General features: G+C 61.1%; 19 protein-coding genes. 12 read left to right on the forward strand and 7 right to left on the reverse strand.

All coding sequences use genetic code 11. The features are described from left to right. The first annotated feature begins 57 nt into the window (after positions 1-57). From rnr to ACUTSC_RS14290, 4 genes are all read left to right on the forward strand, one after another. Positions 58-2,553 carry a ribonuclease R gene (gene rnr / locus ACUTSC_RS14275; RefSeq protein ID WP_445653410.1) on the forward strand — a complete coding sequence of 832 codons (2,496 nt, stop codon included), beginning with the start codon at positions 58-60 and terminating at the stop codon, positions 2,551-2,553. Between the two features lie 61 nt (positions 2,554-2,614). Continuing rightward, complete coding sequence (rlmB, locus tag ACUTSC_RS14280; RefSeq protein WP_004933653.1) at positions 2,615-3,346, forward strand: 23S rRNA (guanosine(2251)-2'-O)-methyltransferase RlmB; 732 nt, start codon at positions 2,615-2,617, stop codon at positions 3,344-3,346. A gap of 116 nt (positions 3,347-3,462) precedes the next feature. Next, entirely contained in the window at positions 3,463-5,091 is a 1,629-nt protein-coding gene (locus ACUTSC_RS14285; RefSeq protein ID WP_197767110.1) for an isovaleryl-CoA dehydrogenase, read from the forward strand. 66 nt (positions 5,092-5,157) lie between these two features. Then, a complete protein-coding gene (locus tag ACUTSC_RS14290; RefSeq protein ID WP_015376394.1) occupies positions 5,158-5,556 on the forward strand; it encodes a DUF350 domain-containing protein in 399 nt (132 codons plus the stop codon). Here the strand turns inward: ACUTSC_RS14290 and ACUTSC_RS14295 are convergent. Both ACUTSC_RS14295 and bsmA read right to left on the reverse strand, forming a co-directional pair. Then, positions 5,553-5,828, reverse strand: coding sequence for a YdgH/BhsA/McbA family protein (locus ACUTSC_RS14295; protein ID WP_033638652.1), 276 nt, complete (start codon positions 5,826-5,828; stop codon positions 5,553-5,555). The two genes, ACUTSC_RS14290 and ACUTSC_RS14295, sit on opposite strands and share 4 nt — an antisense overlap. 122 nt (positions 5,829-5,950) lie before the next feature. Continuing rightward, the gene (gene bsmA / locus ACUTSC_RS14300; protein WP_197767109.1) at positions 5,951-6,259 is read right to left on the reverse strand and encodes a biofilm peroxide resistance protein BsmA; all 309 of its coding nucleotides are present in this window, start codon (positions 6,257-6,259) and stop codon (positions 5,951-5,953) included. 127 nt (positions 6,260-6,386) lie between these two features. Here bsmA and yjfP point away from each other — a divergent pair, with 127 nt between their 5' ends. Both yjfP and ACUTSC_RS14310 read left to right on the forward strand, forming a co-directional pair. Continuing rightward, on the forward strand, positions 6,387-7,139 hold the full coding sequence (yjfP, locus tag ACUTSC_RS14305; RefSeq protein WP_197767108.1) for an esterase: 753 nt from the start codon (positions 6,387-6,389) through the stop codon (positions 7,137-7,139). A gap of 123 nt (positions 7,140-7,262) precedes the next feature. After that, complete coding sequence (locus ACUTSC_RS14310; protein WP_197767107.1) at positions 7,263-7,625, forward strand: hypothetical protein; 363 nt, start codon at positions 7,263-7,265, stop codon at positions 7,623-7,625. A gap of 96 nt (positions 7,626-7,721) precedes the next feature. Here the strand turns inward: ACUTSC_RS14310 and ACUTSC_RS14315 are convergent, their stop codons facing one another. Then, positions 7,722-7,988 (reverse strand): YdgH/BhsA/McbA family protein, encoded by a 267-nt coding sequence (locus tag ACUTSC_RS14315; RefSeq protein ID WP_004933636.1) that lies wholly within the window; start codon positions 7,986-7,988, stop codon positions 7,722-7,724. Positions 7,989-7,998: 10 nt separating this feature from the next. Next, positions 7,999-8,205, reverse strand: a complete 207-nt coding sequence (locus tag ACUTSC_RS14320; protein WP_125863085.1) for a hypothetical protein — start codon at positions 8,203-8,205, stop codon at positions 7,999-8,001. A gap of 236 nt (positions 8,206-8,441) precedes the next feature. On the opposite strand from ACUTSC_RS14320, the gene rpsF reads away from it, so the two are divergent. The 5 genes from rpsF (at position 8,442) to ACUTSC_RS14345 (ending at position 10,355) form a co-directional block, all read left to right on the forward strand. Then, positions 8,442-8,840 carry a 30S ribosomal protein S6 gene (gene rpsF / locus ACUTSC_RS14325; protein ID WP_004933634.1) on the forward strand — a complete coding sequence of 133 codons (399 nt, stop codon included), beginning with the start codon at positions 8,442-8,444 and terminating at the stop codon, positions 8,838-8,840. A gap of 8 nt (positions 8,841-8,848) precedes the next feature. Next, entirely contained in the window at positions 8,849-9,166 is a 318-nt protein-coding gene (gene priB, locus ACUTSC_RS14330) for a primosomal replication protein N (RefSeq protein WP_004933632.1), read from the forward strand. A gap of 4 nt (positions 9,167-9,170) precedes the next feature. Further along, positions 9,171-9,398 (forward strand): 30S ribosomal protein S18, encoded by a 228-nt coding sequence (rpsR, locus tag ACUTSC_RS14335; protein WP_000135199.1) that lies wholly within the window; start codon positions 9,171-9,173, stop codon positions 9,396-9,398. A gap of 39 nt (positions 9,399-9,437) precedes the next feature. After that, positions 9,438-9,890: a 50S ribosomal protein L9 gene (rplI, locus tag ACUTSC_RS14340; RefSeq protein WP_004933629.1), complete on the forward strand. Its 453-nt coding sequence runs from the start codon at positions 9,438-9,440 to the stop codon at positions 9,888-9,890. A 111-nt stretch (positions 9,891-10,001) separates the two neighbouring features. Continuing rightward, positions 10,002-10,355, forward strand: a complete 354-nt coding sequence (locus ACUTSC_RS14345; protein WP_033636795.1) for a DUF488 domain-containing protein — start codon at positions 10,002-10,004, stop codon at positions 10,353-10,355. A gap of 3 nt (positions 10,356-10,358) precedes the next feature. On the opposite strand, the gene ACUTSC_RS14350 is transcribed toward ACUTSC_RS14345, so the two are convergent. Further along, the gene (locus ACUTSC_RS14350; RefSeq protein ID WP_047729278.1) at positions 10,359-11,027 is read right to left on the reverse strand and encodes an OapA family protein; all 669 of its coding nucleotides are present in this window, start codon (positions 11,025-11,027) and stop codon (positions 10,359-10,361) included. 267 nt (positions 11,028-11,294) lie between these two features. Here ACUTSC_RS14350 and fklB point away from each other — a divergent pair, with 267 nt between their 5' ends. Then, positions 11,295-11,915 carry an FKBP-type peptidyl-prolyl cis-trans isomerase gene (gene fklB, locus ACUTSC_RS14355; RefSeq protein ID WP_004933618.1) on the forward strand — a complete coding sequence of 207 codons (621 nt, stop codon included), beginning with the start codon at positions 11,295-11,297 and terminating at the stop codon, positions 11,913-11,915. 43 nt (positions 11,916-11,958) lie between these two features. Here fklB and ytfE read toward each other — a convergent pair whose 3' ends face one another. Beyond that, positions 11,959-12,624: an iron-sulfur cluster repair protein YtfE gene (gene ytfE / locus ACUTSC_RS14360; protein WP_197767106.1), complete on the reverse strand. Its 666-nt coding sequence runs from the start codon at positions 12,622-12,624 to the stop codon at positions 11,959-11,961. 116 nt (positions 12,625-12,740) lie between these two features. Then, positions 12,741-14,693: a bifunctional 2',3'-cyclic-nucleotide 2'-phosphodiesterase/3'-nucleotidase gene (locus tag ACUTSC_RS14365; protein WP_445653411.1), complete on the reverse strand. Its 1,953-nt coding sequence runs from the start codon at positions 14,691-14,693 to the stop codon at positions 12,741-12,743. Positions 14,694-14,706 lie beyond the last annotated feature (13 nt).

Raw genomic sequence — 14,706 nt, forward strand, 5'->3', positions numbered from 1 at the left:
CGACGTTGAGAAGACAAGGCTCAACGTCATCCTGCTGATGACAACGGAGGAACCGCAATGTCACAAGATCCATTCCTGGAACGAGAAGCAGAAAAATACGAATCCCCCATTCCCAGTCGTGAATATATCCTGGCCCATTTGGCGAAACGTGAAACGCCGGCCAGCCGCGAAGAGCTGGGCAACGAACTGGGCCTCAGCGGTGAAGAGCAGCTGGAAGCGCTGCGCCGCCGCCTGCGCGCCATGGAGCGCGATGGCCAGCTGGTGTTTACCCGCCGCCAGTGCTACGCGCTGCCGGAACGTCTGGATCTGCTGCGCGGCACGGTGATCGGCCACCGCGACGGCTATGGCTTCCTGCGCGTGGAAGGCAGCAAAGACGATCTGTACCTGTCTGCCGAACAGATGAAAATGGCGATCCACGGTGACGTGGTGCTGGCGCAGGCCTTGGGCGCGGATCGCAAAGGGCGCCGCGAAGCGCGCATCGTGCGCGTGCTGGTGCCGAAAACCAGCCAGATTGTCGGCCGCTTCTTCATGGATGCCGGCACCGGCTTCGTGGTGCCGGACGACAGCCGTCTGAGCTTCGATATTCTGATCCCGGCTGACAGCGTCAGCGGCGCGCGCATGGGCTTTATGGTGGTGGTGGAGCTGACGCAGCGTCCGACCCGCCGCACCAAGGCGGTCGGCAAAATCGTCGAGATCCTCGGCGACAAGATGGGCACCAGCATGGCGGTGGACATCGCGCTGCGCACCCATGAGATCCCGCATACCTGGCCGCCGCAGGTGGAAAAACAGGTGGCCGATCTCAGTGAGCAGGTGCCGGAAGCGGCCAAGAAGGGCCGCGTCGATCTGCGCAAGCTGCCGTTGGTCACCATCGACGGTGAAGACGCACGCGACTTCGATGACGCCGTGTACTGCGAGAAAAAACGCGGCGGCGGCTGGCGCCTGTGGGTGGCGATCGCCGACGTCAGCTACTACGTGCGCCCGCGCACAGCGCTGGACGATGAAGCGCGCAGCCGCGGCAACTCGGTGTACTTCCCGTCGCAGGTGATCCCGATGCTGCCGGAAGTGTTGTCCAACGGGCTGTGCTCCCTGAACCCACAGGTCGATCGCCTGTGCATGGTGTGCGAGATGACCATCTCCGCCCAGGGGCGCCTGTCCACGGCCAAGTTCTACGAGGCGGTGATGAGCTCGCACGCCCGCCTGACCTATAACAAGGTGTGGCACATTCTGCAGGGCGATCAGGAGCTGCGCGAGCACTACCATCCGCTGGTCAAGCACCTGGAAGAGCTGCACGCGATGTACAAGGTGCTGGATAAGGCGCGCGCCGAGCGCGGCGGCATCGCGTTTGAAACCGAAGAAGCCAAGTTCATCTTCAACGCCGAACGCCGCATCGAGCGCGTGGAGCCGACGGTGCGCAACGACGCCCACAAGCTGATCGAAGAGTGCATGATCATGGCCAACGTGGCGGCCGCGCGCTTCGTCGAGAAACGCAACGAGCCGGCGCTGTACCGCGTGCACGATCGTCCGAGCGACGACCACATCTCCGCGCTGCGCAGCGTGCTGAGCGAGCTGGGGCTGGCGCTGGGCGGCGGCAACAAGCCGCAGCCGAAGGACTATGCGGTGCTGATGGATGAAGTGTCCGAGCGCCCTGACCACGAAATGCTGCAAACCATGTTGCTGCGTTCGATGAAGCAGGCGATTTACGATCCGGAAAACCGCGGCCACTTCGGCCTGGCGCTGGCGTCTTATGGCCACTTCACCTCGCCGATCCGCCGTTATCCGGATCTGGCGCTGCACCGCGCGATCAAATATCAGCTGGCCAAAGAACACGGCGAGCCGAAAGAGCGCTGGACGCCGACCGGCGGCTGGCACAGCGAATTCGAAGAGATGCTGCAGCTGGGCGAACACTGCTCGATGACCGAGCGCCGCGCGGACGAAGCGACGCGCAACGTCGCCGACTGGCTGAAGTGCGACTTCATGCAGGATCACGTCGGTGAAGTGTTCAGCGGCATCATCTCCAGCGTGACCGGCTTCGGCTTCTTCGTGCGCCTGAACGATCTGTTCATCGACGGGCTGGTGCACGTATCAACGCTGGATAATGATTACTATCGCTACGATAATATCGGTCAGCGCCTGATCGGCGAGTCTTCCGGCACGGTCTATCGCCTGGGGGATACGGTGGAGATCCGCGTGGACGCGGTGCATATGGACGAGCGCAAGATCGACTTCGCGCTGGTGTCCAGCACCCGCAAAGCGCGCGGTGAAGGCAAAACCGAGCGCGATCGCGCCAAGAAGGGGGGCCAGCGCACGCTGCGCGACAACGGTAGCGCGGGGCGCGACAACGGTAGCGCGGGGCGCGGCAAGCGCCGCGGCGGCAAACCGCCGGCCAACTTCGAGCCGGACAGCGCCTTCCGCAAGCAGGATGACGCCAAACCCGCGGACAACGTGAAGAAGGCGAAGAAGAAAGCCAAGAAAGCGTCCGACAAAACGCGGAAAATCGCGGCGGCGACCAAAGCCAAACGCGCAGCCAAGAAGAAAGGTGCCGAGCAGGCTTAACCTGCCGCACATCGTTACCATCGGCCGGTTATCGCCGGCCGCACGAATTTAAAAGAGCATCATGAGCGAAATTATTTACGGCATTCACGCCGTCAAAGCCCTGTTAGAGCGCGATCCGCAACGCTTCCTGGAAGTGTTTATCCTGAAAGGCCGCGAAGATCGCCGCCTGCAACCGCTGATCGCCGAGCTGGAAGCGACCGGCATCGTGATCCAGGTGGCGAACCGCCAGTGGCTGGATGACAAGGTTGAAGGCGCGGTGCACCAAGGGATCATCGCCCGGGTGCGCGAAGGGCGCCAGTATCAGGAGAACGACCTGCCGGGCCTGCTGGAAAGCGTGGAGACACCGTTCCTGCTGGTGCTGGACGGCGTGACCGACCCGCATAACCTCGGTGCCTGCCTGCGTAGCGCCGACGCTGCCGGCGTGCACGCGGTGATCGTGCCGCGCGACCGTTCCGCCCAGCTGAACGCCACCGCCAAAAAAGTGGCCTGCGGCGCCGCCGAAAACGTGCCGTTGATCCGCGTGACCAACCTGGCGCGCACGCTGCGTCTGTTGCAGGAAATGAATGTCTGGGTGGTGGGCACCGCCGGCGAAGCCGACCATACGCTGTATCAGAGCAAAATGACCGGCCCGATGGCGCTGGTGATGGGCGCGGAAGGTGAAGGCATGCGCCGTCTGACCCGCGAACACTGCGACGAGCTGATCAGTATCCCGATGGCCGGGACCGTCTCTTCGCTGAACGTGTCGGTCGCTACCGGCATCTGCCTGTTCGAAGCGGTGCGTCAGCGCGGCTGATTCTCCTGACGGGGGCCCTGAGCCCCCGTTAATTCCCCCTCTTGTGATCCCGCCTTCGGCAGAAATCTCTGCGCCGACCATACTTACTCCTGACGCTTTTCTCAGGGAGCACTCTCATGGTCTGGACTACGCACACCGTTTTTAACCAACCCAAGCCGCTGGGCAACAGCAACCTGTTTCTCTCCGATACGCCGCTGCGCGAAGCGTTGCAACGCGAGCAGGGCGGCTGGGACGCCGAGGTATTGGCCTCGCTGGGCCAGCAGCTCGGCACCCAGGAGTCGCTGGAGCTGGGGCGCCTGGCCAACGCCAACCCGCCGGAGCTGCTGCGCTACGACGCCACCGGCCAGCGGCTGGACGACGTTCGCTTTCACCCCGCCTGGCATATCCTGATGCAGGGGCTGATCGCCAACCGGGTGCACAACCTGCCCTGGCAGGAGGATGCGCGCATCGGTTCCTTCGTGGCGCGTGCCGCGCGCTTTATGCTGCATGCGCAGGTCGAGGCCGGTACGCTGTGCCCGGTGACCATGACCTTCGGCGCTACGCCGCTGTTGCTGCAGGCGTTGCCGGCCGAGTTTCGCTCCTGGCTGACGCCGCTGCTGTCGGATCGTTATGACGCTCATCTGCTGCCGGGCGGGCAAAAGCGCGGCCTGCTGATCGGCATGGGTATGACGGAGAAACAGGGCGGCTCCGATGTCTTGAGCAATACCACCACCGCCGCGCCGCTCGGTGCGCGCGGGCCGGGTGAGGCCTACCGGCTGGTGGGGCACAAGTGGTTCTTCTCGGTGCCGCAGAGCGATGCGCACCTGGTGCTGGCGCAGGCCGAAGGCGGGTTGTCCTGTTTCTTCCTGCCGCGTATTTTGCCCGACGGCAGCCGCAACGCCATTCGCCTGGAACGGTTGAAAGACAAGCTGGGCAATCGCTCCAATGCCAGCAGCGAAGTAGAGTTTCAGGACGCCACCGCCTGGCTGTTGGGGGATGAGGGCGACGGCGTGCGGCATATCCTGAAAATGGGCGGCCTGACCCGTTTCGACTGCTCGCTCGGCAGCCACGGCCTGATGCGCCGCGGGCTGTCGGTGGCGCTGTATCATGCGCTGCAGCGGCAGGCATTCGGCAAGCTCTTGATCGAACAACCGCTGATGCGCCAGGTTTTGGCGCGCATGGCGCTGCGATTGGAAGGGCATACCGCGTTGCTGTTCCGGCTGGCCCGCGCCTGGGGAAGCCGCAGCAATGAGGGCGAGCTGATCTACAGCCGCCTGCTGACCCCGGCGGCCAAATACAGCATCTGTCGCCAGGGCATGCCGTTCATCGGCGAGGCGATGGAGGTGCTGGGCGGTATCGGCTACTGCGAAGAGAGCGAGCTGCCGCGCCTGTATCGCGAGATGCCGGTTAACAGCATCTGGGAAGGTTCCGGCAACATCATGTGTCTGGACGTGTTGCGCAGCCTGCACAAGCTGCCGGGCGCGCTCGAGATGCTGCAGTTCGAGCTGCAGCCGGTGCGCGGCCAGAATCGGTTGTTCGATCACGCCTGGCGGCAGTGGCAGCAGCGTGTGCGGCAACCGCGTGAAGAGATGGGGCGGCTGCTGACCCAGCAGCTGTTCGACCTGTGCTGTGCCGCGCAGCTGCTGCAGCATGCCAGCCCGCAGATAGCCGACGCCTGGTGCCACCTGACGCTGGATCACCGCGGCGAGAGCCTGCTGTCGGCCGAGGTGTGCGAACTGCTGCTCAACCGCGCTATCGGCGGTTAGGGAAAAGGGTGGCGCGCGGCGGCGAAAACCTTTTTAATTCAGCCTCACTCTGACAGGAAAATGCACATGGATATTCTCAGCGCGTTGGCGGCGTTCGCCTCTTATTTCTTCAGCGGTTTCGCCATGATTTTGGTGTTTCTGTTCGTCTATACCCGCATCACTCCGCACGACGAATGGGCGCTGATCAAGGCCGATAATCAATCCGCCGCCTTTGCTTTCATCGGCGCTTGCCTGGGGTATGTGATCCCGTTGGCCAGCGCGGCGATCAACTCGATCAGCCTGCTGGATTACCTGCTGTGGGGCGTAGTGGCGCTGGTGGTGCAACTGCTGCTGTTCGCGGCCGTGAAGATCTACATGCCACGCATCAGCGACAAGATCGAAGCGAACCACCTGGCCGCCGGGATTTTCCTGGGGGGCGTCTCCGTGAGCGGCGGCGTGTTGAATGCGGCTTGCATGAGCTACTAAAGGTATAAGATGGCCGAGGCGCGCCAGCCAAGCGGGTGCGCCTGTTCTTCCATCCGCAGGATGCGGTAATAGCTGGCGCCGTGTTGGCCGGCGGTGCGAGCGATGGCCTGCTCCGCCTCCTGCGGTGAACCGGGCAGATCGTTAAAGGTGATCTCGGCGATTTCACTGAGCGGCGTCACGCGATCGGCGGGCGCCAGCTCGGCGGACTGTGCGCCGGTGCTGAGCAGCCCTACTGAAAGCAGGAGGGAGGTGAGTGCGGTGGAGCGTTTCATGGCGTTCCCCTTCGTCAGATCCTGAATCGCACCCGCAACATGCGGCATGCTGTCCGACAGTGTGCAATACCCTACTTCAGCCTGTGCAAAGCCAGTGTAAATCTGCTTAAAAAATCCCCGCCTTACCGATACAGGATCGCCTGGGAATACCATTGGCCCGGCACGATGGTTTCGCTGTTCATGATGATCACGTAATACCGGGCGCCGGCGCCGGTGGCCTTGCGCTGGATCTCCGCTTCCACGTCCATCGGGCTGCCGCGCACCACGGCGGTGACGGTACCTATCTTCACCAGCTCGGCGGTCTGTGCGCGGACGATCTCCTGCGCCTGTGCGGTGGGCGGTGGCGGCGGTTTCGGCGTGGTGGTCATGATGCCGCAGGCGGAAAGCTGTGCGGCCAGCGTCAAGGCAATGAGTGTGCGGACAAGCGTCATGGTGACCTCGAAAGAGCCGGTACGATGGCTTCAGTGTAACGCAATATAAGCTGGAACAGATTGAGCTAACGCTGGCTGGCGCAAGTTTGTCATGATGAATGCCAACAGGTGAGTTGAGGATGAACGGATGATCGAAATTCATGACGAGCGGGCGGGCGATATTGCGGTGATCCATGCCGTCCCCGCAGGGCACTATCAGCGGCCCTTGCCGACGGTGTTCTTCTGTCATGGCTATACCTCGTCGAAAGAGGTGTACGCCTACTTCGCCTATGCGCTGGCGCGCGCCGGTTTTCGGGTGATATTGCCGGATGCCGATCGGCACGGCGAGCGGTTCGACGGCGATGAGGCGCGGCGTCTGGCTACGTTTTGGGAGATCCTGCGCAGCAATATCGACGAACTGCCGCAGATCAAGGCGCATTTCGAGCGGCTCGGCCTGATTGCCGACGGGCGTATCGGTGTCGCCGGCGCCTCTATGGGCGGCATGACCGCGCTTGGCGCCTTCGCGCGCTTCCCGTGGATCCGGGCGGCCGCCAGCCTGATGGGTTCCGGCTATTACCGTGCGCTGGCGCAAACGCTGTATCCGCCGTTGGGCGAAGAGGGCGAGGCGCTCTCGCCGCCAGCGTTTGCGGCGCGCACGGCCGTGCTGGCGGAGTATGAGCTGGAAGGGCGTTTGGCGGCGATCGCCGGGCGGCCGCTGCTGCTGTGGCACGGCGAGACGGACGACGTGGTGCCGGCGGCGGACAGCCTGCGTTTGGCGGCTGAACTGAGGCAGCAAGGCGCGGACGGCCGTTTGACGTCGCTCATCGAACCGGGGGTGAAGCACCGCATCACGCCGCTGGCGCTGTCCGCCACGGCCGACTTTTTCCTCCGTGAACTGTGATGCACCGCCGGGCGCGATGCCTGGAATTGCACCGATCTGTGCGGGCTGTTTCGGCCATCGTTTGGCCGAATGAAGGGGAGAATGTCAGCGTGAATTCTTTCAGGGCAGCAAGGAGCAGAGGGCATGATAAAAAACATCGGCAGTACGGCCGGTTTCATGGGAACGATGAAAGCGCGCACCGAGCTTAACTCAGCGGCCTTCAGCGAGATGTTGGGGGCCGCCGACGGCAAGGCGCGGCAAAACAAGGCGAATCCGCTGTCGCGCATCACCGCGCAGACAGTGCAAAACATGACGGCGCTGTTCGCCTCCGCGCCGAAAGCGGCGCCTATTCACTCCGCGGCTGCCGGTACGCTCTCGTTCGAGCAGCGGGCGACCCTGACGGAAAGCGCAGAGCTGCTGCAAACGCGAACGAACTATCTGCGGACGGCGCTGCAATTGCACAATCCGGGCAAGGCGTTCAGCATGCCGGCGCTGCTCAAATTCTGATGAGGGAAGCGGAGCGCCCAACGGGCGGCGCTCCGGTGCGGACTGAACGGGCTTTCTGATGAAGCCCTGGGGATTTCCCTGGCGTGGCGTGTGTTTTTAGCGGTACAGCTCGGCGCTGACGTGCATCGTGCTGTTGTCGCCCGGTTCGTGCAGGGCGATGATGCGATAAGAGCTTGCGCCGCGTTGATCGGCGATTTTGCTGACCTGGCTGCTGGCGTCATCTGGTGAAACCACGTTCTGGTTCAGGGTGACGAAGCCGACGCTCTGGCGTTGATCGGCCTGGTGCGAGGTAATCTCCGTCGCGGCCATCACGTTGGCGGAGAACAGGGCGGCCAGCGCCGTCGCGAGAATGATGCGTTTCATAGTGCCTCTCTTACTTTTTGCCGTTACGGCCTGACAGCGAGTGTCGCTGCGGCAAAAAGTCATTTATCTGCATTGAATAACCTGGAATCTTTTTCGTCGCGCTGTCTGCGGCGGATATGGTTAATTTTAGTCCGTTGCGGCGGATTAAAAAGCGGGGTCTTTTGATGGCCTCTTTCAAAAAAAGTGAAATAGATTTGTGACTCAGCGCTGATTTCATTGAAAGATTTTTGAAACCGATGGATCGGCGTACATAGGTTCTCCCACGAGCAAATCGTGCTATTTCCCATAGCGCCTTGCATTAACGCGAATAAAACCCACGCAGTCCTTGAGTTTCCCGCCCTGCGTCAGTATGATTACGCGTCATTTTTCAGCCGCACACTAAACACGTTCCTTGCTTCCATGGGCCGCGGTTGACCCTGACAGGAGGCTGAATAATCCGTAAGGAGCAATTCGATGCGTCATTACGAAATCGTTTTTATGGTCCATCCTGACCAAAGCGAACAGGTTCCGGGCATGATCGAGCGTTACAGTGCTACCATCACTAACGCGCAAGGTCAGATTCACCGTCTGGAAGACTGGGGCCGCCGTCAGCTGGCTTATCCGATCAACAAACTGCACAAAGCTCACTACGTTCTGCTGAACGTTGAAGCGCCGCAGGAAGCGATCGATGAGCTGGAAACTAACTTCCGCTTCAACGACGCCGTTATCCGCAGCATGGTTATGCGCGTTAAGCACGCGGTAACTGAAGCATCTCCGATGGTTAAAGCGAAAGACGAACGTCGTGGCGATCGCCGCGAAGACTTCGCTAACGAAACCGCAGATGATGCAGATGCTGGGGATTCTGAAGAGTAATTGCCGCCGTGACGGCTAATCGTCTGGTTTTGTCGGGCACTGTGTGCAAGGCGCCGGTTCGAAAAGTGAGTCCTTCCGGGATACCGCACTGCCAATTTGTGCTAGAGCACCGTTCGCAGCAGACGGAAGCCGGATTCAGCAGACAAGCATGGTGCCGAATGCCCGTGGTTGTCAGCGGACAACAGTCACAAGCACTAACTCAAAGATTAACGGTCGGCAGTCAGATTACCGTGCAAGGCTTTGTAAGCTGCCATCAAGGGCGCAACGGGCTGAGCAAATTGGTTCTGCATGCCGAGCAGATTGAATTGATAGATTCTGGAGACTAGCCAAATGGCACGTTATTTCCGTCGTCGCAAGTTCTGCCGTTTCACCGCGGAAGGCGTTCAAGAGATTGACTATAAAGACATCGCTACGCTGAAAAACTACATCACCGAAAGTGGTAAAATTGTACCGAGCCGTATCACCGGTACTCGTGCAAAATATCAGCGCCAGCTGGCCCGTGCTATCAAGCGCGCGCGCTACCTGTCTTTGTTGCCGTACACTGATCGTCATCAGTAATCGGCCACTGTCCATTAACGACTTTGAGAGGATAAGGTAATGCAAGTTATTCTGCTTGATAAAGTAGCAAACCTGGGCAGCCTGGGTGATCAAGTTAACGTTAAAGCGGGCTACGCTCGTAACTTCCTGGTACCACAGGGCAAAGCTGTTCCTGCTACCAAGAAAAACGTTGAGTTCTTCGAAGCACGCCGTGCTGAACTGGAAGCCAAACTGGCTGACGTTCTGGCTGCTGCTGAAGCTCGCGCAACCAAGATCAACGAACTGGGTTCAGTGACCATCGCTTCCAAATCTGGCGACGAAGGTAAACTGTTCGGCTCTATCGGCACCCGCGACATCGCTGACGCAGTGACTGCGGCAGGCGTTGAAGTTGCCAAGAGCGAAGTTCGTCTGCCGAACGGCGTTCTGCGTACTACTGGCGAGCACGAAGTGCACTTCCAGGTACACAGCGACGTGTTCGCACAGCTGAATGTAGTTGTGGTTGCAGAAGCGTAATTTACGCTGCTGTTAACCCGGTTAAAACGCCAGCCTCGCGCTGGCGTTTTGCTTTTCTGCGCCCGGCAAAACGCGCTACGCTTGAAGACGGGATAAAAAGGAGAGCGTGCGATGGCAAAGATTACGCTACAGCGGGTTTACGATTTCAGCGCGCCGGCGCCGGAACACTGTTATCTGATAGACAGGCTATGGCCGCGCGGCATCAGCAAGGCGCGGCTGACGGGCGTGCAGTGGCTGAAACAGGTGGCGCCGGATGATGAGCTGCGCAAGTGGTTCCATCAGCATACCGACCAGTGGGCGGTCTTCGAGGCGCGTTATCGCCAACAGCTGGCGGCCAACGACGCCTGGCAGCCGCTGGTGGCGTTGTTACGGCAGGGGCAAGCGCTGACGCTGCTGTATGGCAGCAAAGATACCGAGCACAACCAGGGCGTGGTGCTGCGCGAGTTTTTGCTGGCGCAGCTGTAGGGATTAGCGTTCCCGGCGGTAGCTGCCGTCGGCCTGGCGGCGGAACAGCGCCTGGCTGTTGTCCACCGTGGTGACCGACAGCGCGTTAATCACGCCGTTGGCGTCGCGTTCGATGCGCACTTCCTGGCCGGCTTTCATGTTGCTCAGCGGCTTGTCGCCGCCTTCCACCTGCGCCATGGCGAACACTTCATTCACCGGCAGATTGTTGTCGCGAAACAGCTGGGCCAGGGTCTGGCCGGGCTGGATCTGATAACGCTGCCAGTTGCCCGCCGGCGTTGGTTCGTTGGCAGACGTGGTGCCGCCGTTTTGCAGATCGGCCTGCAACGGCACGCTGGTTTCCTGCTGGGAAACCGGGAACGGCTGTCTTTCGGGCGAGTACGGCCACAGCAGGGCCAGCAGCAGGATGATGCCGAAGATCAGCACCCAGCGGCGGTGGAAGTAGGGCAGCGGCTCCATCCAATGGAAACCGTCCGGCAGATGCCAGACTTTGGCCAGCAGCGCTTTGACCTGCTGCATTTTGTCGTTGGCCGGCGGTGGCTCCGATGGCGGTTCCGCGCCTTCAGACGTGGGTGCGGCGCCCGGTTTCAGGCGCTGGCTGACATTCAGCCAGGTGCGCAGCAGCGGCTGGTAGATGCGGGTGGTTTTCCTTCTCCTGGGCGCGATTCTGCCCATGGTGACCTCTCTTCGACGGCGTAGTAATTAGCGCGGCGCGGCAAGCGCCTCGCCTGCCCGATATCCTGCTTTCAGTATAGTCCGCTAACTGATTGAAGCGAAAGGCAGCTGAGCGGCAGAACCGCGGTTTGCGGCTGCGGGCGTTAACAGAAGGTTATTGTTTCTTTTTCTACGACAAAAGTCATCATTCTCCACACAAGATTTTACCCGGCATTGACGCGCTGTTATGCTGCGCTTTCGACTTTTTACAGACTTAAGGAAAACCCCATGACAACCCCTTCTTTTGACAGCGTTGAAGCGCAAGCAAGTTACGGGATTGGTTTACAGGTCGGCCAGCAGCTGCAAGAGTCCGGGCTGGAAGGTTTGCAACCGGAAGCTTTGCTGGCGGGCCTGCGTGACGCGCTGGAAGGGAATGCCCCGGCGGTTCCGGTAGACGTGGTGCACCGTGCGCTGCGTGAAATCCACGAGCGTGCGGACGCGGTGCGCCGTGAGCGCCAGCAGGCGATGGCCGTTGAAGGCCAGAAATTCCTGGACGACAACGCCAAGCGCGACGACGTGACGTTGACCGAGTCCGGCCTGCAGTTCTCCGTGCTGGAGCAGGGCAACGGCCCAATCCCGTCCCGTCAGGATCGCGTGCGTGTGCACTACACCGGTCGTCTGATCAACGGTGATGTGTTCGACAGCTCGGTCGAGCGCGGTCAGCCGGCAGAATTCCCGGTCAGCGGCGTGATCCCAGGCTGGATCGAAGCGCTGACCCTGATGCCGGTCGGCTCCAAATGGCAGCTGTATATCCCGCACAACCTGGCCTACGGCGAGCGTGGCGCAGGCGCGTCCATCCCGCCGTTCAGCGCGCTGGTGTTCGACGTCGAACTGCTGGAAATCCTGTAATCCCACCGAGGATTGCTCCGGGCGCCTTCGTGGCGCCCTTATTTTATGCGCCGCGCAGCGCGCGCGGGAACAGCAGATTGTTTTCCAGGCTGATGTGCTCCATCAGATCGCCGATGAACTCGTCGATGCCGGTGTACAGCGCTCGCCAGGTGGTGCAGGCGCCCTCCGGCGGCGTGACGTTATCGGTGAGGAACTTCACCACTTCCAGCTGCTCACCCGCCTCGTCATGTTCATGCTCCATCACCGAGATCGGTCCGGCGGCCTGCGGCCCCATGCCCTGTTTGATCAGCGGGAACAGGATCTGCTCCTCTTTCATCATGTGATTCTCCAGATCCAGGCGGATCAGGTTCAACTGCTTCACCAACCCGCGCGGGCAGCTGGGCTTGTCGCCGTGGACGCGTTCGACCTTTTCCGCCATCAGCACCAGTTCGGCCAATTGCTCGCGGTGCCGTTGATGAAAGCGCGGCAGAATGTAATCGATCAACTCACCGAGCGGCGCCGTGCGCCAGTCCCGGCTTGGCTCCGGCGTGGCGGCGAGTGCGGCCAGCGCGTTCTCCAACTGGTCGATGTCCAGCCCTTTGCGCTCGGCGGCGCGTGCCAGCGATTGCCGGCCGCCGCAGCAGAAATCCAGCTGATGCTGGCGAAACAGACGGGATGCCCGAGGAATGGCGATAGCGAGTGCGCCAAGGGATTGATTGCGGTAATCCATGGTAGTGCCTCTTTAAACGAAGGAATTTTATAACATGCATTTTAAATGCAATTTAAAGGGCGCGCCAGTGGGAAAATCGAAGAGAAGGTGGCCGGGGAATTGCCCCGGCCGGGTGATTATTTCGCGCTGAGATCGATGCGATAGACCGCGAAGCCGATGCGGTCATTGCCCTCGGCGGTCATCGGATATTGAGCGTGCTCCTTGATAAACGCCGTCGCTTTGTCCGACGGCGAGGTCTCGAAGCGGATATCCAGCGGCTGCTGGCTGCTGAAGGTCGCCAAACGCCAGTTGTTGTCCGCCTGCGGGTGCACTGCGCCGTGCCGCTGGGTTTCGGCGCTGATGTAGGCCGCCAGTACCGAACGGTTCTCATCCGGCGAAGCGAAGGCGATATGTTTGTCGCCGGTGCCGGCGAATTTGCCGCCGTAGGCGCGGTAGTTGTTGGTGGCAACCAGGAAGGTGGCGTTTGGATCGATCGGCTTGCCGTTGAAGGTCAGCTGCTTGATGCGCTCCGCCTTATCATTGATCAGCTGGCATTCACCGTCGTAGCGCGCCGGCTGGCTGACGTCGATCTGGTAGTTGACGCCGTCGATCACGTCGAAGTTATAGGTGCGGAAACCGTCCCAGTTGATCAAGCCCTGCGGCTTGGCGCTGTTGACGTCGATCTGGTTGAACTGGCCGGCGGAGCACTCCAGCCACTCTTTCACCTCTTTGCCGCTGGCCTTCACCACCACCAGGGTATTGGGGTAGAGATAGAGATCGGCGGCGTTGCGGAAGGTGAGCTGGCCTTTTTCCACTTCGACGAAGCTGGCCGGATCGTTCTTGCGGCCGCCGACCTTGAACGGCGCCGCCGCCGACAGCACCGGCAGATCGGCCAGATCCGGATCGCCCTGAATGTAATGTTCAACGTAGGCCTTCTGCGCATTGTTGACGATCTGCACCGTCGGATCGTCCTGCACCAGCGCCAGGTAGCTGTACATGTTGCCGTCGGATTTGCCGATCGGCTGGCTGACGAACTCGCGCGTGCCCTTGTGATCGTCCGCCAACACTTTCACCAGCGCGGCGTCTTCCGCCGCCAGCGATTTCTTGTTCTCTTTGTCGTAGATCGGCCGTGCTTCCGCTTTGGCGGCGGTCACTTTCCAGCTACCGCTATCGTTGTTGAGCTGCAGGTCGACCACGCCGAGATGATCGCCCCATTGGCCCGGCATCACCGCCGGTACGCCGTTCAGCAGGCCCTTATCGATATCCGCGCCTTTGATGTTGGCGAAGTCCTTGCTCGGGAACACCGCATGGGCGTGGCCGAACATGATGGCGTCGATGCCCGGTACCTGGCTGAGGTAGTAGACCGAGTTTTCCGCCATTGCCTTGTAAGGCTCGCTGGATAGCCCGGAATGCGGGATCGCCACCACCAGGTCGGCGCCCTGTTTACGCATTTCCGGTACGTAGCGTTTGGCGGTGGCGGTGATGTCGTCCACCGTTACCTTGCCCTGCAGGTTGGCCTTGTCCCACACCAGGATCTGCGGCGGCACGAAGCCGATGTAGCCGATGCGCAGCGTATGCGCCTTGCCGTCGCGGTCTTTCACCGGCGTATCGACGATGATGTACGGCGTGAACAGCGGTTTTTGCGTTTTGGCGTCGATGACGTTGGCGTTGATGTACGGGAATTTGGCGCCGGCAATGGCGTTCTTCAGGTAGTCCAGCCCGTAGTTGAACTCATGGTTGCCGATGTTGCCGACCACGTAGTTCAGCGTGTTCATCGCCTTATAGACCGGGTGCACGTCGCCCGGTTTCAGCCCCTTGGCCGCCATGTAGTCGCCGAGCGGGCTGCCCTGAATGATGTCGCCGTTGTCCACCAACACTGCGTTGGTAGCCTGTTGGCGCGCCTGCTGGATCAGGCTGGCGGTGCGCACCAGGCCGAATTTATCGGTCGGCGTGTCCTTGTAGTAATCGAAGTCCATCATGTTGCTGTGCAGGTCGGTGGTTTCCAGCACGCGCAGGTCGACGGTGGCCGCCTGCGCCGAGGCGCACACCAGCAGCGCAAGCGCGGACAGCGTCAGGGGATGCTTCTTCATTTTGGGCTCTCTC

The organism is Serratia sp. TSA_105.2 (assembly GCF_052692115.1).

Excerpts from the sequence above, each read along its gene's own strand:
- bsmA (WP_197767109.1), bottom strand. The coding sequence starts at position 6,259 with ATGACGCTTGTCCGCACACTCATTGCCTTGACGCTGGCCGCACAGCTT.
- rlmB (WP_004933653.1), top strand. The coding sequence starts at position 2,615 with ATGAGCGAAATTATTTACGGCATTCACGCCGTCAAAGCCCTGTTAGAG.
- ACUTSC_RS14310 (WP_197767107.1), top strand. The coding sequence starts at position 7,263 with ATGATAAAAAACATCGGCAGTACGGCCGGTTTCATGGGAACGATGAAA.
- ACUTSC_RS14315 (WP_004933636.1), bottom strand. The coding sequence starts at position 7,988 with ATGAAACGCATCATTCTCGCGACGGCGCTGGCCGCCCTGTTCTCCGCC.
- ytfE (WP_197767106.1), bottom strand. The coding sequence starts at position 12,624 with ATGGATTACCGCAATCAATCCCTTGGCGCACTCGCTATCGCCATTCCT.
- ACUTSC_RS14295 (WP_033638652.1), bottom strand. The coding sequence starts at position 5,828 with ATGAAACGCTCCACCGCACTCACCTCCCTCCTGCTTTCAGTAGGGCTG.
- ACUTSC_RS14365 (WP_445653411.1), bottom strand. The coding sequence starts at position 14,693 with ATGAAGAAGCATCCCCTGACGCTGTCCGCGCTTGCGCTGCTGGTGTGC.
- ACUTSC_RS14285 (WP_197767110.1), top strand. The coding sequence starts at position 3,463 with ATGGTCTGGACTACGCACACCGTTTTTAACCAACCCAAGCCGCTGGGC.
- rpsF (WP_004933634.1), top strand. The coding sequence starts at position 8,442 with ATGCGTCATTACGAAATCGTTTTTATGGTCCATCCTGACCAAAGCGAA.
- fklB (WP_004933618.1), top strand. The coding sequence starts at position 11,295 with ATGACAACCCCTTCTTTTGACAGCGTTGAAGCGCAAGCAAGTTACGGG.
- rpsR (WP_000135199.1), top strand. The coding sequence starts at position 9,171 with ATGGCACGTTATTTCCGTCGTCGCAAGTTCTGCCGTTTCACCGCGGAA.
- ACUTSC_RS14320 (WP_125863085.1), bottom strand. The coding sequence starts at position 8,205 with ATGAAATCAGCGCTGAGTCACAAATCTATTTCACTTTTTTTGAAAGAG.
- yjfP (WP_197767108.1), top strand. The coding sequence starts at position 6,387 with ATGATCGAAATTCATGACGAGCGGGCGGGCGATATTGCGGTGATCCAT.
- ACUTSC_RS14350 (WP_047729278.1), bottom strand. The coding sequence starts at position 11,027 with ATGGGCAGAATCGCGCCCAGGAGAAGGAAAACCACCCGCATCTACCAG.
- ACUTSC_RS14345 (WP_033636795.1), top strand. The coding sequence starts at position 10,002 with ATGGCAAAGATTACGCTACAGCGGGTTTACGATTTCAGCGCGCCGGCG.
- rplI (WP_004933629.1), top strand. The coding sequence starts at position 9,438 with ATGCAAGTTATTCTGCTTGATAAAGTAGCAAACCTGGGCAGCCTGGGT.
- rnr (WP_445653410.1), top strand. The coding sequence starts at position 58 with ATGTCACAAGATCCATTCCTGGAACGAGAAGCAGAAAAATACGAATCC.
- ACUTSC_RS14290 (WP_015376394.1), top strand. The coding sequence starts at position 5,158 with ATGGATATTCTCAGCGCGTTGGCGGCGTTCGCCTCTTATTTCTTCAGC.